We start from the raw sequence: 20,326 nt of genomic DNA on the forward strand, positions 1-20,326 counted from the left end.
TATCTTGTCGGTGACAAGATAGGCTGCTCTAATGGCGCCAAGTCTTCTGGTCGACGCGGTGAATCCCAATGAGCAAGATCATCAACAGGCTTCGAATGTTTATGCTGCGTGGCGGTTTCATGCTTGCCAGCCGTATTCTACCGGGCATCACAGGAAGATATCTCGCTCGACGTTTCGTCACGCCGCAGGCAGCCGGGCGTTCCCAGGCGGCAGCCGCCTTGAGCGCGGCGCCGGATGTAAAAAGCAGCACGCTGGAGCTGGACGGGCTCAGGATTCAAACCTATGTGTGGGGCGACCCGTCGAGTCAGCCTTATGTGCTGCTTGCTCACGGCTGGTCAAGCTATGCGTTGCGATTCATCGGCTGGATACCGTCGTTGCGGTCAATGGGTTATGCGGTGGTAGGTTTTGATCAGCCCGCACATGGCTTGAGCGCAGGTCACATCAGCCATATGACCCAGTTCGTAGACGTTCAGCAACGCGTGGGTCGCCACTTCGGGAAACCTGCCGCTGTGATAGCACACTCGCTGGGAGCGTCATCCATTGTCTTCGCTCAAGAGGAGCAGTGGCGTCCCGAGCGCTTTGTGATAATTGCGCCGTTTCTGGCACCCACGGAGAGCGTGTTTCAACTGTTCGATACCGTCGGTGTTGCGCATAAGGTGTTCGACCCCTTCGAAGGGGTCCTGCATTCGCTGACCGGCCAACGTTTTGCGGACTACGATGCCCGCCCGCGACTGCCTTTGCTCAAAAGTCCCGCATTGGTTATTCATGACCGGCGTGATCGTGAAACGCCGTGGGAAAAGGGCGCTCTGTTCGCAAAACTATGGCCGGGAGCACGTCTCTTTACCACCGAAGGTCTGGGGCACAATCGGCTGATTGATCATCCCTCGGTTATTGCCGAAACCATGAAGTTTCTGACACCGGATAATCATTGATGGTCTGCGGCTGCGCGTGAAAGGCAGCCAGTGACCGGCTGCCTGATGAACATCACTTGCTCTGCACTTTATGCCGCGCGTACAGCACCGCGGTTCCGCCTGCGCTTGTTCTGGCCTGTAGCTCGAAGGCGTGCGAGTGGCCCTTGATCAAATCGCTCAGCTTTCTATAGCCGTGGGTACGCGGGTCGAATTCCGGTCGCAGTTTGGTGATGTTCGTGCCGAGTGCACTCAGGTGCGCCCAGCCGTCCTCGTCGGCGATGTCGTCCATGATTTTCGCGATGAACTCCACTGGGGCCTTGGGCTTCTTGCTTGGCTCGGCAGCGGCAGGTTTGACGTTGCCGGAAGTTGCAGTTGCATCCGGCGTGGCATCTGCGCTGACGGGCACAGGCTGCTCTTCACGAAGCAGTTCTATATAGATGAACTTGTCGCAGGCCGCCACGAATGGCCGGGGTGTTTTTTCCTCGCCAAACCCATAAACGGTCAGGCCTTCTTCGCGCAGACGTGAGGCCAGGCGAGTGAAGTCACTGTCGCTGGAGACCAGACAAAAACCGTCGAAACGGCGCGTGTAGAGAAGGTCCATTGCATCGATGATCAACGAACTGTCGGTCGCATTCTTGCCTTTGGTATAGGCGAATTGCTGAATGGGCTGGATGGAATAGTCGAGCAGGACTTTCTTCCAGCCGCCAAGTTGCGGGCCGGTCCAGTCGCCATAAATACGTTTGACACTGGCAACGCCATACTTGGCGATCTCTTCAAAGAGGCCGTCGACAATGGCGGCCGGGGCGTTATCGGCGTCAATCAGTACGGCGAGGTGTTTTTGCGAACTGTTGGGGGTCTGAAGGGCCATGAATAACACTCGTATGAAAGCATTACCCTACCTTCAAACGAGTGATGATGGCTGTTTTTTAAAACATGTTTAACTCGGCTCGCTGCCAGAATTGCTCCGGCAGCAGCACGTGGAACATCAGATACGGAAACTTCCGACCAGTTGAGTCAGGCGTGTCGATTGCTGTTCGAGGTCAGTGCAGGCACGCAACGTAGCGTTAAGGTTTTCGACGCCTTGTTGGTTCAGTGTATTTATTTCGGTAATGTCGACGTTAATGGCCTCGACGACTGCAGTCTGTTCTTCTGTGGCCGTTGCCACCGACTGGTTCATGCCGTCGATTTCGCCAATACGATCGGTCACTGTTTCCAGGCTTGTAACGGCTTTGTTGGCGATGCCGACAGTCTCAACGCTTTCTCGTTGGCTTTCGTTCATGATTGCAACTGCCTCGCGAGCCCCGGATTGCAGTTGCTCGATCATCTCTTGCACCTGGCTCGCCGATTCCTGGGTTCGATGTGCGAGGTTGCGGACTTCGTCCGCAACAACGGCAAAACCTCGTCCTGCTTCACCAGCACGGGCCGCCTCGATCGCAGCGTTGAGGGCCAGCAGGTTGGTCTGTTGGGAGATACCGGTAATCACTTCCAAAATCTGGCCGATGTTGGCTGTCTTGGTATTGAGCGTTTCAATCTGCGCACTTGCATTGCTGATTCGGCTGGACAGACGACTCATTGCCGCAATGTTCTGGCCGACCACTTCCTGACCGTCCGAAGCCAGGGTGCGGGCGTCGCTGGAATGGCCAGAGGCACGCGCGGCATTCTGTGCGATCTCTTGCGTGGCCGCACCCAGCTCATTAATGGCAGCAGCCACACTGTTGGTGCGGTGGGACTGCTGATCGGAATTGAGCATCGATGAGTTGGAGGCATTCACCACCCGCTGGGCAACTTCGTTGAGTTGGACGGTCGAGGAGGCTACTTCTCGCATCGAGTCGTGGATTCGCTCGACAAAGAGATTGAAACCATTGCCCAGATAGCCGAACTCGTCTTCGCTCTGAATCGTCAGGCGCTTGGTCAGATCACCTTCGCCGGCAGCGATGTCGTGCATGGCGCGGCCCATCAGGTTCAACGGTCGCAACAGCACGGTCAGGAGCATGCCCAGCAGAAGAATGATCAATACCACTGCGATGACAGTGGCCACAATGGCCGAGTTTCTGAACTCGCCCAGTGCCGCGAAAGCAGTGTCTTTGTCCATCGCCACGCCCACGTACCAGTTGACCGAGGGCAGCCCGTCCACATGGGCGAAGGTCAGGATCTGCGTTTTCCCGGCGCGCTCGCTCTCGCTGATCTCCTCGGAAAGCTCAGGCGTATGAGCCGGGTAGACCTCCGCCAGCGTCTTCATGACCAGAGAAGTATCCGGATGAACAAGAATGCGTCCGGTCGAATCGACCAGAAAGGCATAGCCGTCGTTATGCAGTTTAAGCGAGCTGATCATCTCTACCAGGATTTCCAGGCTCAGATCACCGCCCACTACACCTGTCACGCCCGCAGCGCTTTTTACCGGTGTCGCGATGGTGACGATCAGCCCTTTGGTCACCGCATCCAGATAGGGTTCGGTCAGGGTAGTCTTGCCTGCGCCGATGGCTCCGGTGTACCAGGTGCGGGTTCTCGGGTCGTAATCGGCAGGCATGTCATCAGGCGGCTGAGTGACGAAAGAACCGTCCGTCTTGCCCTGGTAGATGCTCATGAACGTGGCGAGCAGCGTGGGCTGGCCGAGTGCGAATTTCTGTTGTTCCTCAGACTGGGGAACAACGGCGTTTTCCGCCAGGTTTTCCACCAGAAGAATTCGCCCTGACAGCCAGTTGCGTATATTGCCAGCGGTGCCTTCACCCGTCTGGTTCAGGCTCTCTTTGAGTTGCTCGTGAAGCGCATTGCGTTGCAGGTAGTCGTTGTAGGACGTGAACGCAGTGAATGCCGCGATGACGACGAGAGACGCCGCCAAAAGAATTTTATGGCTGAATTTCAGAGACTTTGTCATGTCGGGAGATGCCTTCAAAAAGCTATTGCGCAGAAGTAGTGTGGAGCGGGGCGGTGCAGGCGGGTTATCGGCAATGTTTCTTATTTATGAATGTCGTGTGTCATATAACAAATCGCGCATCCAGGTTTTCTGATGAATGGTTTCAGCGTTAACCGTCACTCAGTCGTTCATACCACTCGGCATAAGGCGTATTTTCCACCTTGCGCCGATTGAAGTCCTCGGCGCCATCTGTCCACCAGACATCCCCGCGTTCTCCAAGCGCGACCTTGGCCTGATTGAGGTCGGCCCGCGCAGCCTTCAGTGCGTTCGCGTCTCCAGACGCTTTGGCAGTCTTGACCGCGCGCCGCGCAGCCATCAGTCCGTTCACCAGTCGCTGGCGAACGTCTTCGCTCAAAGAAGGGTTGGAGCACCGCCAGAGCTGTCCTTTGACCACAAAATACCGGCCGTCGGGCGTGCCGTGCCTCACCTGGCTGCGCTCAGCGCACATAACCCTGGCTAATCGTTTCGGCGGCGCCTATCAGCCCATTCACTCGCCCTGCAAGCGCGTCCAGGCCGAAGGGCTTGGTCAACACTTGTGTACAAGGTCGCAGGTGGCAACCGTCAAGCACGGAAGTCTTGGCATACCCGGTAATGAACAGTGTGGGCAGTCCGGGGCGGTATTCGCACGCAGCATCGGCCATCTCCCTGCCGTTCATGCCACCGGGCAAGCCTATGTCACTGATCAGCAGGTCAATGCGCGTGTCCGACTTGAGAATCTGCAGGCCGGACTGGGCGTCGGCGGCTTCAATGCAGGTGTAACCAAGGCCGGTGATTACTTCGGTCACCAGCATGCGCACTGACGGCTCGTCGTCCACCACAAGCACTGTTTCGCCAGAACGATCCGCAGGCTCTTCCAGTGTTTCCGGCTTGATGTCGCTCAGAGCGACGCCGGACACGTGGCGTGGCAGATGCATCACGATGCTGGTGCCCTGGCCTGCAACGGATTCAACTTTTATCTGCCCACCAGACTGGCGAACGAAACCGTAGACCATCGAAAGCCCAAGTCCGGTTCCGGCACCAATGGGTTTGGTGGTGAAGAACGGTTCGAAGGCCTTTGCAACCACCTCGGGGCTCATGCCGCTGCCGGTATCAGTGACGCGTATGCTCAGGTGCTCGCCAGCCGGAATGCCGTGATCGGGGTCGATGCATTCATCGAGTGAAGCGTTTGCAGTCTCGATGAGAATACGGCCACCGTTCGGCATCGCGTCACGGGCGTTCAGGCACAGGTTCAGCAACGAACTTTCCAGCTGCGCGTGATCGATCAGCGCGGGCCACAAGTCATTCTGGGCAACCACTTTGATATCTATTTCAGGGCCGACGCTGCGCGTGATCAGCTCTTGCATATCCTTGATCAGCGCATTCACATCGGTCTCTTTCGGAGACAACGTCTGGCGGCGCGAGAAGGCCAGCAAGCGATGCGTCAGTGATGCGGCGCGGCGCACTGCGCTCTGCGCTACAGACAGATAGCGATCGACTTCGCCAGCGCGCCCTTGCGAAAGACGTTTGGTGATCAGCTCAAGGCTGCCCGAAATACCCGCCAGCAAGTTGTTGAAGTCATGGGCAATGCCACCAGTCAGTTGTCCGACGGCATCCATTTTCTGAGAATGGCGCAAGGCATCTTCAACCTGCTCGCGCTCCAGCACAGCTTGTTCGATGCGCTGTTCCAGCGTTTGATTGAGTTCTCTGACAGCCTCTTCGGCTTTCTTCCTGGCGGTCACGTCAATTGACGAGCCAATCAGGCCGATCACGCTACCGTTGCCATCAAGCATCGGTGCTTTGGTGGACAGCCAGATAGCGGCAGAGCCGTCAGGAAGATTGACGTGCTCTTCTATCTGTTCGCAGGCGTTGTTCGTCATGATCCGGCGATCAGTCTCCATGAGAGTCCGCGCCTGATCCTGATCATCGAGAAATTCCAGGTCGGTCTTGCCGATAAAAAACTCGGGTGGCTTGCCAATCAGCTCCGCCGTACCGCGGTTTGCCACGAGCATTCTGCCTTCGAGGTCCTTGGCGTAGACAACACCAGGTACTGCAGCTGTGAACACGCGCAGCAATTCATTCAGCCTGTCTCGCTCTACCTCGGCAGTGCGACGACTGTCGATGTCCAGCAGAATGCCGAGGCTGCGAACCGGGTTGCCGTTGATGTCGCGCTCAAGCCGTCCGCTCGCCTCAACCCAACGATAAACACCGTCCTCGTGAAGCACGCGGTATTCGTATCGGTAGGCGGTGCCATTGCGCAGTGCTTGTTCGACGGCTTGCTGGACGCTGGCTTTGTCTTCAGGGTGTATGGAAGACATTACTTTGTTCAGAGGCAAACCTCTGGCGCACAGTTTCGGGCACAGGCCGAAGGTGCGGGCAAACCGTTCATCGCCAGTCAGGTTGTCCGCAACCACGTCCCACACCCACGTGCCGACTACGGCCCCTGAATCCAAGGCGAGTTGCAGCCGCTCGGCAGATTCCTGCGCAGAAGTTCGGTCTAATTGGGGGGCAAAAGGCCTGCCACCGGACACATCATTGCTCATCACTATCAACCCACTTGAACGCCTGGTTCGCTAAGCCTCAGTCATAGGGCAGCGCAGCGGCGTGAAAGTTGTACAAAATTTATTCTATTTTGTGCATCCGTTCGTACAAGGAGTCAGTGACACTTGATCATCCAATGACCTTAGACTATGCGTGATGTTAAATTAATATCAATCCCCTCTGCGCCTTAATTTGTGTGGCCTGTGCCAAGGCAGGCGTTTCAGGCCATACATGACACAGGCTCGCACGCCGTTCGCCGACTTCTTTACAGGGCCTGGTGCTGCTGGCCAACCGCCGCTGGCGCGTTCGCGGCCTGCTCAGGTGACCAGCGGGTCAGCGCGTAGAAGACTGCCCCGCCCAGAATGCAGCCGGTAAACCAGGCAAAGTTGGCGATGGGCCTGAACCATTCGATGAAAGTGAAGCACATGCCCACCAACGCAGTCAGCAGCAAGGCCTTGACCGCAATCCAGTTCACGCCATTGGTGTACCAGTAACGGCCGCTCGGCGTGTCATCGAACAAGGCATCGACATCGATCTGCTGTTTTTTGATCAGGTAGTAATCCACCAGCAGAATGCCGAACAGCGGGCCGATGCACGCAGCCAGCACGTCCAGCGTGTAGTGAATCACTTCAGGGTTGTTGAACAGATTCCATGGGGTGATGAAAATCGAGGCCACGGCGGCGATCATGCCTCCCGCGCGCCAACTGATGCGGCTGGGTGCCACATTGGCGAAGTCGAAGGCCGGGGAGACGAAGTTGGCGACAATGTTGATGCCGACAGTGGCGGTGACGAAGGTAAAGGCGCCAAGCAGCACTGCAGTGGTGTTGTCGATGCGCGCCACAGTGGCGATTGGGTCGTGAATCATCTCGCCGAAGATCGGCAAGGTGCCGGAAACGATCACCACGGTCACCAGCGAGAACGCCAGGAAGTTCACCGGCAGGCCCCAGAAGTTGCCGCGGCGCACGTCTGCCATGCTGCGGCAGTAGCGGCTGAAGTCGCCAAAATTCAGAGTCGGGCCGGAAAAATACGAAACCACCAGGGCGATGGCCATGACCACCTGACCGAATGCGGCCCAGCCGGATAACTCTTTTTCAGCCAGGGTAAAGCTGATGTTGTCCCAGCCTGCGCGCCAGACAATCCAGCCCGCCAGCGCAAACATCACCGCATACACAGCAGGGCCGGCCCAGTCGATGAAGCGTCTGATCGACTCCATGCCGGTCCAGAATACAGCTGCCTGGACCACCCACAACGCCAGAAAACCGAACCAGCCAAGCCATGACAGACCCAGAAAGGTCATGCTCTGGTAACTGGCCAGCTCCGGAAAGAAACGTAGCACTACGATGACCAGCGCGCTGGATGCCAGGTACGTCTGTATGCCGTACCACGCCACGGCGATCAGGCCGCGAATGATGGCGGGAATATTGGCCCCGAACACACCGAAGGCAAGCCGGCAGATGACAGGGTAGGGCACGGCCGCCTGCTGGCTGGGTCTGGCGACCAGGTTGGCGATCACCTGAATGATGCAGATGCCGACCAACAAGGCGATCAGCACCTGCCAGCTGGCCAGCCCGAGCGCAAACAGGCTGGCGGCGAAAACGTACCCGCCGACGCTGTGTACGTCACTCAGCCAGAACGCGAGGATGTTGTACCAAGTCCATTTCTGGGGCACCGGCCCCAGGTCATTGTTGTGCAGGCGCGGGCTATAACCGGCCGGGTGTTGTTGTGTCATTGCGCTACTCCCTCGATGAGTCGGGAAGAGATCGGGGTACGATCGCCTGTTTTTTTGTATACGATCGTGTACGCAAAAGATGTGCCAGAGGGTTTTTAGCTGGCTTCAAGGCAACGCAGACTCTGCTGGTTGGCGATTCGGGCCGATAAAAGCTCTTTTCGACCCAGTGGTAAGGAATGCCGGAACTGCACGTAAACAGGGCGCTTTTGCGCGGTTGCGGTGCGATTTGCACGCGTGTGCCTTTTGACCTGCTGACGCAGTCGCCCAGATAGCGCTACTCATCCTGCCCCACATCGGGCACTATTCTTGTATACGATTTGTGCCACGCAAGTGATTAGTAGTTATGACCCGACCTGCCAGCGCCCCTTTGTTCCTCAAGCCCGCTGCCGATGAAAAAGGCCGTGACGAGCAAATTTATCAACATGTACTGGAAGCCATCGTCGAACACCGGCTGGCACCGGGCACGCGTTTGCCTGAAGACGCACTGGCCGAGGTTTTCGAGGTCAGCCGGACCGGTATTCGCAAGGTTCTGCAGCGTCTGGCACTGGAACGGCTCGTCACCTTGCGGCCCAAGCGTGGCGCTGAAGTTGCGCAGCCGTCGGCGCAGGAGGCTCAGGATGTACTGGGGGCCAGGCAACTGATCGAGCCTGCACTGATGGCCAGCATTGCTGCGCGGGTCGCTGGTCAGCGGCTGGAGTCACTGCGAGCGCTCTGCGAACAGGAGCACGAAGCCCAGCATGCAGGTCGTCACAGCGAAGCCATCCAGCTGTCGGCGCGTTTTCATGTGCAACTGTGCGCGCTGGCCGGCAATCAGGTATTGACCGAACAAGTGGCACAGCTCACCAAGCGCTCATCGCTGGTTGTGGCGGTGTACGGTTCGCGGCGCAGTGTTGGGTGTGATTGTGGTCAGCATGTTGACTTGCTGACGTTGCTCGAAGCCGGGCAGGGCGAGCAGGCGCGCGAGTGGATGGCCGAGCACCTGCGACGCATCCGGGCCAGCCTGAATGTGGATGCGCCGGCCAGCGAGGCAGTCGATTTTCATAGCATCTTCAAACGACGCTGAAGGAGTTCCGGTGCGTATTCAAGTGATCAATCCCAATACCAGCGAAGCCATGACCGACAAGATCGGGCTGGCAGCGCAAACCGTTGCGCGCCCCGGTACGCAGATTTTGGCGTGCAGCCCGCAGGACGGCCCGGTGTCTATCGAAGGGCATTTCGACGAAGCCATCGCGACCCTTGGCGTGCTTGAAGAGATACGCAAGGGGCGCGAGCAAAACGTCGATGCGCACATCATCGCCTGCTTTGGCGACCCTGGCTTGTTGGCCGCGCGTGAATACGCCAGCGCGCCAGTGATCGGCATTGCCGAGGCGGCGTTTCACATGGCCAGCTTGATTTCGACTCGTTTTGCAGTGGTCACGACGCTGACCCGCACCCGAATCATCGCCGAACATCTGTTGCAGCGTTATGGCTTCAGTGGCCTGTGTACGTCAGTGCGCTGCATTGATTTGCCAGTGCTGGCGCTTGAAGACGGTGGGCCGGAGCTGATTGAGCGGATGGCTGAACAGGCTTGCATGGCCCGTGACCAGGAAGGTGCCGGTGCCATCGTGCTGGGCTGCGGCGGCATGGCTGATCTGGGCCGGCAGTTGAGCGAAGCAATTGGTCTGCCGGTCATCGATGGTGTGGCTGCAGCTGTGAAACTGGCGGAATCGCTGGTCGACCTGAGGCTGACCACCAGCAAGCATGGGGATCTGGCTGACCCTATCGGCAAGCCATTCAAGGGACGGTTCGCGTATTTGAGCCGATGACGTGAAAGTGGCGCATGCCGACACGAATGTGTGGGAATGCACTTCACCTGTCAGCCACTGCTGTGTTTGCTCGATGCAGGCGCCTGCACCACACCACGCGGCCCGCTGATGCCCCAGATACCGGCACCGATTATCGGTAAAGCCAACACCAGAAGTGTCCAGCCAGCCTTGGTGCCTGGCGTCTTGGTCGAGCGCCAGAAGCTGTAGATTACCCAGACGTCCAGCAACACAACGATGATCGCCGCGGCGATCCAGAACACACTTAGCGCTTCCATGACGTGCCTCCTTCAGACTGCCGGTATGCCGCCCACCAGCGTTTCGGTTTCTCTGTCCGGCACCACAATTGTGTTATTACCCGGCGTCAGAATGACCTTGCGGCAATCCTCTTCCTTCTTGTCGAACAGCTTGTAACCCAGCGCCGCATCCTCCAGCGACATGCGGTGAGTGATGATGGCTTCAGGTTCAAGTCGGCCCGCTTCAATGTGTTCCAGTAATTCGGGCAGGAAACGCTGTACATGGGTCTGACCCATCTTGAAAGTCAGGCCCTTGTCGAACGCGTCGCCGAACATGAAGCCATGAATGAACCCTGCGTAGACGCCCGGCACGCTGACCACACCACCGCGTCTTACCGCAGCGATGCACTGACGCAAGGCCTTGCCACTGCTGCCTTCCAGCTTCAGGGTGGCCAGAATGGTTTCAGTCGTGCTGCCTTTGGCTTCGAAACCTACGGCATCCACCACGCCATCGACGCCGCGCATGCCGGGCGTCTGGCGGATGATCGTGTCAGCCGGGTCGTCGTCTTCGTCGAAATTGATCGGGATCACGCCATAGGTCTTCTGCGCGTAGGCGAGGCGGTATGGGTGGTGATCGACCATGAAGATTTTCTCGGCACCGAGCATTTTCGCGCACGCAGCGCTCATCAGGCCGACCGGGCCAGCGCCATAGATGGCCAGGCTTGAACCTGGACCGATGCCCGCATTGGTCACCGCCTGCCAGGCAGTGGGCAAGATGTCGGAGAGGAACAGAACCTTTTCGTCAGACAGTGTGCCAGGCACCTTGAACGGGCCGACGTTTGCCTTGGGTACACGAACATACTCGGCCTGACCGCCCGGGATCCCGCCATACAAATGGCTGAAGCCGAACAGCGCCGCGCCTGGCGGAATCGACTTTTTATTCATGATCGCACCGCGCCCGGTGTTGGTGGTTTCGCAGGCAGCGTACAAGTCGATGTTGCAGAAAAAACAGCTGCCGCAGGCGATCACGAAAGGGATCACTACGCGATCACCTTTTTGCACGGCAGTCACTGCCGAGCCGGTCTCTTCCACGATGCCCATGAACTCGTGACCGAATATATCGCCATGCTCGACCGTCGGAATCTTGCCGCGATACAAATGCAGGTCCGAACCACAAATGGCTGTTGCCGTCACTTTCAGGATGATGTCGTCGGCTTCTTGTATTACGGGGTCCGGCACGGTGTCGACCTTTACACTGTTCGCGCCGTGATAAGTCAGAGCTCTCATGTTTTATCCTCGTTAGCACCAGAAGGTTTGTTCCGTTACTAAAGAGGAACCGCGGGGGTTTTTTTGGTTCAGCGAGATTAATCGAGCCTGGGACTAACGGTCGGTCAATTGCGAAACGCCGTCATATCTTGTAACAGCATGCCCATCAAACGATTGGCACCGACACTCAATTGGCGGCCCAGGCGGCTGATCAGGTGCGTCTGCGGGCTGCTGAACACTTCATGCTGCAAGGGCAGGGCGCGCAGTTTTCCGGACTTGATTTCTTCCTCCACGACGAAGGTCGGCAGCAACGTGATACCGCCCTGCATGGCGAAATGCTTGAGCATCGCGAAGGTGCTGCAGGTCAGCGTCGGTTGCACCGTAATGCCCAGTTGATGCTCGGCCTGCAGGAGAATCTGGCGAATGCCGTAAGACACCGCTGGCAGCGCGACGCGGTACTGCTCGAGCGCCCGAAGCTGTATCGGCCCAGGTTCATCGGTCAGCGGATGATCCGGCCCTGTTATCACGCAGACTGGCTGACGCTGATGAGCATGCGAGCGGATTTTCGGGTCGGCAGCCGGGTTGAATACCAGGCCGATGTGCGCTTCATCCTCGACCACCTGGCGGATCACTTCATTGCTGCCGCAGACATTCACGAGCAACTCGATTTTCGGATACATCTCGGAAAACCGCGCCAGCGGTTGTGCCAGACTTTCGAGAAACCCTTCTCCGGAGACCAGCGTTACAGAGCCGCTGTGCAGGCCTTTCAGGGCCTGAATCGAATCCAGCAGCACCTCTTGCTGAGTCAAGCGCTGGCGGTAGTACGCCAGCACCCTGTCGCCCGCTTCGGTCGGTTTGACGCCACGACGATGACGTTCCAGCAGGGGCGAACCGAGTTCCTGTTCCAACTGGGCAATCTGGCGGCTGACCGCTGAGGGCGCCACGTTCAGGAAATCTGCCGCAGCCCGGACACTGCCCAGTCTGACGGCTTCGAAGAAGTACAGGATGCGTCGATCTTGGACGAGGCTCATGGGGCTTCCAGTGTTGCGCTAAAGGCAACATAAATTCGATTTTCGGATTATTGCTGAGAGGGTAAAGCGCTGTCCATACTCGAATCATCGGCACAGGGCTGGCGATAGCCGCTGGCAGCGTCATCTTCGAATGCGTACACAACCTTTAATCGAGATGCAGACATGACTTTGAAAACAGGTGTGATCGGATTGGGCAACATGGGTGGAGGCATGGCCGCCACCCTGGCCGGCAAGGGCTTTGACGTGAGCGGCTTCGACCTGTCGCAGGCTGCGCTGGCCCAGGCCGAAAGCAAAGGCGTCAAGCCGGTTGCCGACCGCAAGCAACTGATTCAGAGCGTCGACATTCTGATTCTGTCGTTGCCCAAGGCCGAACACGTGGAGTCGGTGTGCCTCGGCGCAGGTGGCATCAGCGAATTCGGTCGCAAGGGCCTGGTGGTGGTCGACACCACCACCTCAACGCCGGAAATGAGCCGCAAGGTGGCCGCCGAGCTGGCAAAAACCGGTATCGCGTTTATCGATGCCCCTGTCTCCGGCGGCCCGAAAGGCGCAGCCACCGGCACCATGTCGATGGTCATCGGCGCCGAAGACGCCGATCTGGCGCGCGTCATGCCGGTGCTGGAAGGCATGAGCGGCACCCGCGTGCATGTCGGCCAGTGTGGTGCGGGCAATGTGGCCAAAATCGCCAACAATATGCTTGCCGCCTGCCACCTGATCAGCACCGCCGAAGCGGTCGCAATGGCGGCGCGTGCAGGTGTCGATCCGGAAAAACTCCTGCAAGGTCTCAACGCCGGATCCGGTCGCAGCGGTGCCACGCAAGTCATGTTCCCCACCTGGGTGCTCAACAAGGCGTATGACTCCGGTTTCACTATGGGGCTGATGCGCAAGGACGTGGGCCTGGCCAGTGATCTGGCCGACAGTCTGGACATGGACCTGCCGCTGTCGCGTGTGGTCGCGCAATTGTGGCAAGCCAGCAGCGAAACCCTGGCAGACAACGAAGACTTCTGCGCCATCGTGCAACGCACCGATGCCACACTTTACGGTCATGGAGAATAATTGATGAGCACTGCAAAAATCCTCGAACTGATGCGCCCTTATTGGGGTGACCGCAGTGTCATCGCCAGCTACGTCGGCGGTGAGTTCATCGAAGGCCACGGCGCACCGGTTGAAGTTCGCAATGCTCATGACGACAGTCTGTTGCTGAGTTTTCCGGATGCCGACGAATTGTTGGTCGCCGTCGCTGACAAGGCTGCCAAGGCAGCGCAACAGCAATGGTGGGCATTGACTGCCCAGGCGCGTGGTCGCGCCATGTATCAGGTAGGTAATCTGATTCGCGACGAGCTGGAAAATATCGCGCAGGTCGAGTCCCTGACGGCCAACAAGCCGATTCGTGATGCTCGCGTCGAAGTGCTCAAAGTTGCCGAAATGTTCGAATATTACGCTGGTTGGGCGGACAAACTGCACGGCGAGATCATCCCGGTGCCGACCACGCACCTCAACTACGTGACCTACGAGCCGCTGGGCACCGTGTTGCAGATCACCCCGTGGAACGCGCCGGTGTTCACCTGCGGCTGGCAGATTGCTCCAGCGATTGCCGCCGGTAATGCCGTCATCCTCAAGCCGTCCGAACTGACGCCGCTCAGCTCGCTGATCGTCGGTGTATTGATCGAGCGTGCAGGTGTACCGAAAGGGCTGGTCAACGTGATCGCAGGCTTTGGCCATTCCATTGGTCAGGCGTTTATCGCCAAGGCTGATATACGCAAAGTGGTATTCGTCGGTTCGCCGGCAACCGGCAGGCATATTGCCGTAGCGGCGGCGCAGCGCTGTATTCCCGCAGTGCTGGAGCTGGGCGGCAAGTCAGCCAACATCGTCTTCGAGGATGCCGATCTGGACGTCGCCCTGCGCGGTGCTCAGGCAGCGATCTTTTCCGGTGCCGGGCAGAGCTGCGTTTCCGGTTCACGGCTGTTGGTACAAGAGTCGATTTTCGAGAAGTTCACCAACGCGCTGGCGGTCGCCGCCACGCAATTCAAGGTGGGTGACCCGAGCGATCCGGAAACCCAGATCGGCCCGATCAACAACGCCAAGCAATACAACCATGTGAAAAGCATGGTCGAGCGCGCCTTGAAAGATGGCGCCAGGCTGGTTGGCTCGCAGGCTGATCCTGTCCCGGAAAAACCGGGTTACTACATCAACCCGACCGTACTGGCGGGCACCAACGATTTGCACTGTGCCCAGGAAGAAATCTTCGGCCCGGTGGTGGTGGCCATCCCGTTCAAGGATGAAGAAGACGCGATTCGTATCGCCAACGACAGCCGCTTTGGCCTGGCCGGTGGCGTCTGGACTCGCGATGTCGGGCGTGCTCATCGCGTTGCAAAACAGGTGCGTGCCGGTACGTTCTGGGTCAACGGTTACAAGACCATTCACGTCAGCTCGCCGTTTGGCGGCTATGGTGAGAGTGGCTATGGCCGATCGTCCGGCCTGGATGCACTGCGCGAATACAGCGAAGTGAAAAGTGTCTGGGTCGAAACCGCAGCCAAGCCTGCCGCCAGTTTTGGCTACGGCGCGAGCCTGGAGTAAGCACATGTCCATTTCAAAGACACTGATTGACGAAGCAACCGTCTGGCGCCGTACCCTTCATGCAGCGCCGGAGCTGGGCTTTCAAGAGCTGAAAACCTCAGACAAGGTGGCTGATCTGCTCACCGGTTTTGGTATTGAGGTGCATCGCGGGCTGGGTGGTACAGGTGTGGTCGGCACCCTGCGCAACGGCGATGGCCCGACTATCGGCATTCGTGCCGACATGGACGCCTTGCCGATTCAGGAACTGGGCGACAGCGTGCACAAGTCGGCACACAAAGGCTGCATGCACGCCTGCGGGCATGACGGCCACACGGCGATCCTGCTGGCCACCGCCCGGCACCTGTCGGAAACCCGCCGGTTCGCCGGTACGGTGCATTTTGTCTTTCAGCCTGCCGAGGAAAACCTGGGTGGCGCTCAGCGGATGATCGACGACGGTCTGTTCGAGCTGTTTCCGATGGAAGCTATTTATGGCCTGCACAACTGGCCGGGTGTGCCTGCGGGCAAGGTGGTGATCAATCCGGGACCAATGATGGCGTCGCTGGACACTTTCGAAATTACCCTGACCGGCAAGGGTAGCCATGCGGCCATGCCGGACAAGGGCTATGACCCGATTGTGGCGGCCGCCGAACTGGTACTCGGTTTGCAAACCATTGTTTCCCGACGTCTCTCGCCACTGGATTCGGCGGTGGTCAGCATCACCCAGTTCAATGCCGGTGAAGCGATCAATGTTATTCCGGAAACCGCCACGTTGCGTGGCACCGTGCGTTGTCTGCAGACGCCGGTACGCGAGAAGGTCCAGCAACTGATCGGTGAATTCGTCGAGCGTCTGCCAACGGCCTTCGGTGTGCTCGGCGAGCTGGTCTATAACGTCGGTTACCCGGTCACCGAAAACCATCCCGAAGCCGCCGCCACGATTCGTCGCGCAGCGGTTGCAGCGGTGGGGGACGCCAGCGTGCAGTGGGGCTGCAACCCGTCCATGGCCTCCGAAGATTTCGCCTTCATGCTGCATGCCTGTCCGGGCGCGTACATCTGGATGGGCGTCGATGGCGATAAACCATCGGCGGCGTTGCACAACCCGTATTACGACTTCAACGACCAGGTCATTGAGCCGGGTGTCGCGGTCTGGACTTCGCTGGTGGAGCAGTGTCTGCCGCTGAGTTGAATGGTTGGCCTGCGCGCTTATCGTTATACACACTCCCGCAGTGGTTTCTGGTCGGTCTGCTGCTGTGTGGTTTCAGCAGCGTACAACGACCTCGTGTGTAGGGGCTCTGCGTCCGGCTTTCGACGCAGAGCGTCGAGACACGCATTCCAACGCAGAGCGCGCGGAACGATAGGCCTAAGGCCTATAAATGGCCAGGCTGTCAATCAAGGTGCTGCGAGCAATTGCACCTGAATACTGGATATGTCCGGCAGGCAGGTCAGTAGGTGGTCGCGCAATTCCAATACCCGCTGGCGCTTGAAGCTGTCCTGCAGCCAGACCAGGTAGTAGGCATCCCCGGTGCCGACCGCCGATTGGAAGGGTAAAAACACCTGACCCTCGTTCAAGTCATCGGCGACCAGAAACAGATCGCCGATGGATACGCCGTGCCCTCTGACCGCAGCAGTAATGCCCTGATCAAGTGTGTCGAAGACTTTTCCCTGGCTCAACGTCACCTGACCGGCCAGGTCCATGCGGGTCAGCCAGCGCCGCCAGTCGCGGCGGTCACTGGACGGGTGGATGAGCTCGGCAGCCTGCAATCGCTCCGGCCCCCACGGCTGATCCCCCAATGTGTCCGCCGAACATATCGGGATCAGCCATTCATCGAACAGCTTGCAGGTTTCCACCTCGGCGCCAAAGTTGCCATTGCCGAGCAGAATCGCGCAGTCGTAAGGCTCCGAGTAAAAGTCCACACTATCAAAGTCCATCCATACGCTGGACAGTTGAACCGGCAGAGCGGGGGCGGGCTGTTTGAAGGATTCAAGTGCGTGCAGCAACCACCTCATGGTCAGGGTGGAAGGTGATTTGAGACGCAGATTCGCGCCCTGACCACGAAACGGCTGGCAGGCGTCCTCGATGATCCGGAAGCCGATCTTGAGCTGGCTGGACAACCGCCGGCCCTCGTCACTGAGTGAAAGCCTCGGGCCATTGCGCTCGAACAGACGGCAGCCAAGGGTTTCTTCCAAGGTACGAATATGGCGGCTGATAGCACTTTGAGTAAGTGATAGCTCTTGCGCAGCACGCGTGAAGGAGCATGATCGAGCCGCCACTTCAAAGGCTCTGAGCGCGTAAAGAGGCGGTATACGTTCAGTCATGTGATAACTAACCATGATTATTTATCATAGTAGATTACACGTTTTTCCATTTTTCCGCGCACCCGACTCCAGTCAGAATCGCCGGCTCGTCACTGTCGTAAAAAATAAACAATAAGGCGGTGTTCTTATCTGCTGCGTGCGTGAGCGAATATGCTGCCCAAGTCCGAAATGCTGCTGCGTCAATCTGTTGTAAGGCACTTGCTGGAAAGTGATACCGCTCAGGAAATGGGCTGGAGAGTTCAGGCTTACAGGCAGTTCGAACAGGTGCTGAGTGACAAGGGCTTCCCTTGTCTGTTCGGACGTCGTGCCAACAAGTCCGGAAGTTGCCTGCTGCTGTTCATCCCCCGTGAGCATGAGCAGCAGGCGTTGCGCGACGGCATGGAAGAGTACGTGAGGTTCGTCAATGACACGCCACTTGAAGATCGCCTGTTCAATCCGTTGATCGTCATTTTCGAGAGAAACGATTTCAACAGCCTGGCCGAGGAACAGGCCTATGCCTGGGCTACGTTGCAACATTTGCATGACGATGACCGATCCCCTTGGCCCGCCGATGCCTGCAGCAACCCTGAAATATTCGAGTGGACTTACCACTTTGCCGGGCTGCCGATGTTCATCAACATGAGTTTTCCCCGCCACAGTGCGATGAAAAGCCGGTCGCTGGGCGGGCACATTGTATTTGTAGTCAACCCTCGGGAGAACTTCGACGAGGTGGCAAGCGCCGAGACGGACAGTGGCCGCAAGGTAAGAGAAAAGATTCGTCAGCGGGTCGCCGATTACAACAACGGAGTTGTACCTGACACGCTGGGCTTTTTCGGTGATCGCAACAGCCTGGAATGGAAGCAGTACCAATTATATGAAGAGGGCGGGCTGGCATTGTCCCGCTGTCCTCTGCACATCAAAGTCGACAAGACTGACCATTTGAAAGAGCGTTGAGTACCATGGATATATCGTTGCTGCTGATCTACATGTTCAGCGTGTTCATGTTGATCATCACCCCTGGCCCGGTAGTGGCACTGATCGTCAACACCAGCCTGGCGTGCGGGCCGAAACGCGCGATGCTGACGGCGCTGGGCACCAATTGGGCGTCGCTGGTGCTGGTGCTGGTCGCGGCATTGATCCTGACGGGTACGCTGTCGGTGAGCGTGAGCATGCTCAACTGGATCAGCCTGATCGGCTGCTTCTTTATCGCTTACCTGTCGGTGCAAGCGCTGGAGCACGCGATGCGTTACGCTCCGTCGCAGACCGAAGCAGCGCCGCTGCCCCCGCGCAGCAGGCATAGCGGTCTGGTGACAGGTTTTCTGGTGGGGATTTCCAATCCGAAGGACATCATCTTCTTCGTCTCGTTTTTTCCGCAGTTCATCCACGTCACCGAATCGTTCAAGGGCAGCATCGCCTTGTTGTCTGTGCTGTGGATCATCATTGACCTGTCGATCCTGTTCGCCTACATCTTCCTGATGCGCCAGAAACTGGCCTTGAAGTACAAGCGCAAGATCGAAATCGTTTCCAGCGTGACCTTGCTGCTGATCGCGCTGGGCGGGATTTTCTATTCGGGCTCGACGCTGTTGAATCAATAACTCAGTTGAGCCAGTGCTCGTCGAACCCGCGATATACGCCTGAGCGGATCAGCACTCGATCAGGTTCACCGCCAGCCCGCCGCGTGAGGTTTCCTTGTATTTGTCATGCATGTCCGCGCCGGTATCGCGCATGGTACGGATGGCATGATCCAGCGATATGTGGTGCTCGCCGTCGCCGCGCAGGGCCATTTGTGCCGCGTTGATTGCCTTCACGGCAGCAATTGCGTTGCGCTCGATGCAGGGGATCTGCACCAGCCCGCCAACCGGGTCGCAGGTCAGGCCCAGGTTGTGTTCCAGGCCGATCTCGGCGGCGTTTTCCACTTGCTCAGGCGTAGCGCCAAGGATCTCTGCCAGGCCCGCAGCGGCCATGGCGCAGGCCGAGCCCACTTCACCCTGACAGCCGACCTCGGCACCCGAGATCGACGCATTTTTCTTGCACAGAATGCCCACCGCTGCGGCGCTCAGAAAGAAGCGCACGACGTCGTCGTCATTGGCTGTGGGTTTGAACTTCATGAAGTAATGCAGCACCGCAGGCACGATACCGGCTGCCCCGTTGGTGGGCGCGGTGACCATGCGCCCGCCGGCCGCGTTTTCTTCGTTGACTGCCAGAGCGAACAGGTTGACCCACTCCATGGCGCTCAAGGTCGAGCCGATGACGTTCGGGTTATCGAGGTTCTGCAGGTTCTGATGCAAACGGTAAGCGCGACGCCGCACGTTCAGGCCGCCGGGCAGGATGCCGGTTTCGAGCAAACCCTTGTCCACGCAGGCGCGCATCGCTGCCCAGATGACCATGATCTTTTCGCGAATTTCCTCCTCGCTGCGCCAGACCTTTTCATTGGCCATCATCAGTTCGGAAATGCTCATGCCGTGGGTCTTGCACAGCCTCAGCAATTGCGCGCCGCTGAAAAAGTCATAGGGCAGCACAGTCGTGTCACTGTCCAGTACGCCACTGGCTGCCTGCTCGGCGTCAATCACGAAACCGCCGCCCACTGAGTAGTAGGTCTGCTCGTGAATTTCGCCGCTCTTGCCGTAGGCGCACAACGTCATGCCGTTGGGATGGTAGGGCAGGCTTTCGTCGAGCAGGCACATGTCGCGCTCCCAGACGAAAGTGATGGGCTGCTCGCCCGCCAGCAGCAACTGGTTGTCCGCGCGCAATGCATCGATCCGCTGATTGACCTGACTGGGGTCGATCTGGTCTGGCCACTCGCCCATCAAGCCCATGACAGTGGCACGGTCGCTGCCATGACCGATGCCCGTGGCGGAAAGAGATCCGTACAATCGCACCTCGATACGTTCTACGCCGGGCAACCGGTTCTGGTTGCGCAGCTCGGTCACGAACAGCGCCCCGGCGCGCATTGGCCCTACGGTGTGGGAACTGGACGGCCCAATGCCGATTTTGAACATGTCGAAGACGCTGATGGCCATCACGGAGGTCCTTCAAGTGAGATGATGCACGGGAATTCGGTATTCCCCTTTTTCT

At 58.3% G+C, this 20,326-nt stretch carries 18 protein-coding genes and 1 pseudogene; 8 read left to right on the plus strand and 11 right to left on the minus strand.

Going from position 1 to position 20,326, the window contains the following annotated elements:
* Positions 1-68 precede the first annotated feature (68 nt).
* On the plus strand, positions 69-932 hold the full coding sequence (locus POR16_RS07600) for an alpha/beta hydrolase (protein WP_005889938.1): 864 nt from the start codon (positions 69-71) through the stop codon (positions 930-932).
* Between the two features lie 52 nt (positions 933-984).
* Here the strand turns inward: POR16_RS07600 and POR16_RS07605 are convergent, their stop codons facing one another.
* The 6 genes and pseudogenes from POR16_RS07605 to POR16_RS07625 form a co-directional block, all read right to left on the minus strand.
* Positions 985-1,779 carry an NYN domain-containing protein gene (locus tag POR16_RS07605; RefSeq protein ID WP_005889941.1) on the minus strand — a complete coding sequence of 265 codons (795 nt, stop codon included), beginning with the start codon at positions 1,777-1,779 and terminating at the stop codon, positions 985-987.
* A 117-nt stretch (positions 1,780-1,896) separates the two neighbouring features.
* Complete coding sequence (locus POR16_RS26990) at positions 1,897-2,736, minus strand: methyl-accepting chemotaxis protein (protein WP_371903657.1); 840 nt, start codon at positions 2,734-2,736, stop codon at positions 1,897-1,899.
* 15 nt (positions 2,737-2,751) lie between these two features.
* Positions 2,752-3,786 (minus strand): annotated as a pseudogene (locus tag POR16_RS26995) (HAMP domain-containing protein); the annotation flags it as partial.
* A gap of 148 nt (positions 3,787-3,934) precedes the next feature.
* A complete protein-coding gene (locus POR16_RS07615; RefSeq protein WP_304665091.1) occupies positions 3,935-4,273 on the minus strand; it encodes a hypothetical protein in 339 nt (112 codons plus the stop codon).
* Positions 4,263-6,344: a hybrid sensor histidine kinase/response regulator gene (locus POR16_RS07620; protein WP_005889950.1), complete on the minus strand. Its 2,082-nt coding sequence runs from the start codon at positions 6,342-6,344 to the stop codon at positions 4,263-4,265. Before POR16_RS07620 ends, POR16_RS07615 begins: the two co-directional genes overlap by 11 nt.
* A gap of 263 nt (positions 6,345-6,607) precedes the next feature.
* Complete coding sequence (locus tag POR16_RS07625) at positions 6,608-8,071, minus strand: NCS1 family nucleobase:cation symporter-1 (protein WP_005889952.1); 1,464 nt, start codon at positions 8,069-8,071, stop codon at positions 6,608-6,610.
* Between the two features lie 343 nt (positions 8,072-8,414).
* On the opposite strand from POR16_RS07625, the gene POR16_RS07630 reads away from it, so the two are divergent.
* Both POR16_RS07630 and POR16_RS07635 read left to right on the plus strand, forming a co-directional pair.
* On the plus strand, positions 8,415-9,134 hold the full coding sequence (locus tag POR16_RS07630; protein ID WP_005889954.1) for a GntR family transcriptional regulator: 720 nt from the start codon (positions 8,415-8,417) through the stop codon (positions 9,132-9,134).
* A gap of 10 nt (positions 9,135-9,144) precedes the next feature.
* On the plus strand, positions 9,145-9,876 hold the full coding sequence (locus POR16_RS07635) for an aspartate/glutamate racemase family protein (protein ID WP_053480556.1): 732 nt from the start codon (positions 9,145-9,147) through the stop codon (positions 9,874-9,876).
* Positions 9,877-9,926: 50 nt separating this feature from the next.
* On the opposite strand, the gene POR16_RS07640 is transcribed toward POR16_RS07635, so the two are convergent.
* The 3 genes from POR16_RS07640 to POR16_RS07650 all read right to left on the minus strand — a co-directional run bounded on the left by POR16_RS07640 (position 9,927) and on the right by POR16_RS07650 (position 12,406).
* On the minus strand, positions 9,927-10,151 hold the full coding sequence (locus POR16_RS07640; RefSeq protein WP_005889957.1) for a PLD nuclease N-terminal domain-containing protein: 225 nt from the start codon (positions 10,149-10,151) through the stop codon (positions 9,927-9,929).
* A gap of 12 nt (positions 10,152-10,163) precedes the next feature.
* The gene (locus POR16_RS07645) at positions 10,164-11,396 is read right to left on the minus strand and encodes a zinc-dependent alcohol dehydrogenase (protein ID WP_005889958.1); all 1,233 of its coding nucleotides are present in this window, start codon (positions 11,394-11,396) and stop codon (positions 10,164-10,166) included.
* A 104-nt stretch (positions 11,397-11,500) separates the two neighbouring features.
* The gene (locus tag POR16_RS07650; protein WP_005889960.1) at positions 11,501-12,406 is read right to left on the minus strand and encodes a LysR family transcriptional regulator; all 906 of its coding nucleotides are present in this window, start codon (positions 12,404-12,406) and stop codon (positions 11,501-11,503) included.
* A 162-nt stretch (positions 12,407-12,568) separates the two neighbouring features.
* On the opposite strand from POR16_RS07650, the gene POR16_RS07655 reads away from it, so the two are divergent.
* Genes POR16_RS07655 through POR16_RS07665 form a run of 3 tightly spaced genes read left to right on the plus strand, consistent with a single transcriptional unit; the run spans position 12,569 to position 16,142 of the window.
* A complete protein-coding gene (locus tag POR16_RS07655) occupies positions 12,569-13,459 on the plus strand; it encodes an NAD(P)-dependent oxidoreductase (RefSeq protein WP_005889963.1) in 891 nt (296 codons plus the stop codon).
* Between the two features lie 3 nt (positions 13,460-13,462).
* Entirely contained in the window at positions 13,463-14,980 is a 1,518-nt protein-coding gene (locus POR16_RS07660) for an aldehyde dehydrogenase family protein (protein ID WP_005889964.1), read from the plus strand.
* Between the two features lie 4 nt (positions 14,981-14,984).
* Positions 14,985-16,142 (plus strand): M20 aminoacylase family protein, encoded by a 1,158-nt coding sequence (locus tag POR16_RS07665; RefSeq protein WP_005889967.1) that lies wholly within the window; start codon positions 14,985-14,987, stop codon positions 16,140-16,142.
* Between the two features lie 203 nt (positions 16,143-16,345).
* On the opposite strand, the gene POR16_RS07670 is transcribed toward POR16_RS07665, so the two are convergent.
* The gene (locus POR16_RS07670) at positions 16,346-17,272 is read right to left on the minus strand and encodes a LysR substrate-binding domain-containing protein (RefSeq protein WP_032618568.1); all 927 of its coding nucleotides are present in this window, start codon (positions 17,270-17,272) and stop codon (positions 16,346-16,348) included.
* Positions 17,273-17,422: 150 nt separating this feature from the next.
* Here POR16_RS07670 and POR16_RS07675 point away from each other — a divergent pair, with 150 nt between their 5' ends.
* Together POR16_RS07675 and POR16_RS07680 are read left to right on the plus strand one after the other, a co-directional pair.
* Positions 17,423-18,205, plus strand: coding sequence for a YqcI/YcgG family protein (locus POR16_RS07675; RefSeq protein ID WP_005889971.1), 783 nt, complete (start codon positions 17,423-17,425; stop codon positions 18,203-18,205).
* A 5-nt stretch (positions 18,206-18,210) separates the two neighbouring features.
* On the plus strand, positions 18,211-18,846 hold the full coding sequence (locus POR16_RS07680; protein ID WP_005889973.1) for a LysE family translocator: 636 nt from the start codon (positions 18,211-18,213) through the stop codon (positions 18,844-18,846).
* Positions 18,847-18,894: 48 nt separating this feature from the next.
* Here POR16_RS07680 and POR16_RS07685 read toward each other — a convergent pair whose 3' ends face one another.
* The gene (locus POR16_RS07685; RefSeq protein ID WP_005889975.1) at positions 18,895-20,271 is read right to left on the minus strand and encodes an L-serine ammonia-lyase; all 1,377 of its coding nucleotides are present in this window, start codon (positions 20,269-20,271) and stop codon (positions 18,895-18,897) included.
* Between the last annotated feature and the right edge of the window lie 55 nt (positions 20,272-20,326).

The sequence above is a fragment of the Pseudomonas coronafaciens pv. oryzae str. 1_6 genome, from assembly GCF_000156995.2.
In the GTDB taxonomy this organism is placed as follows: Bacteria; Pseudomonadota; Gammaproteobacteria; order Pseudomonadales; family Pseudomonadaceae; genus Aquipseudomonas; species Aquipseudomonas tremae.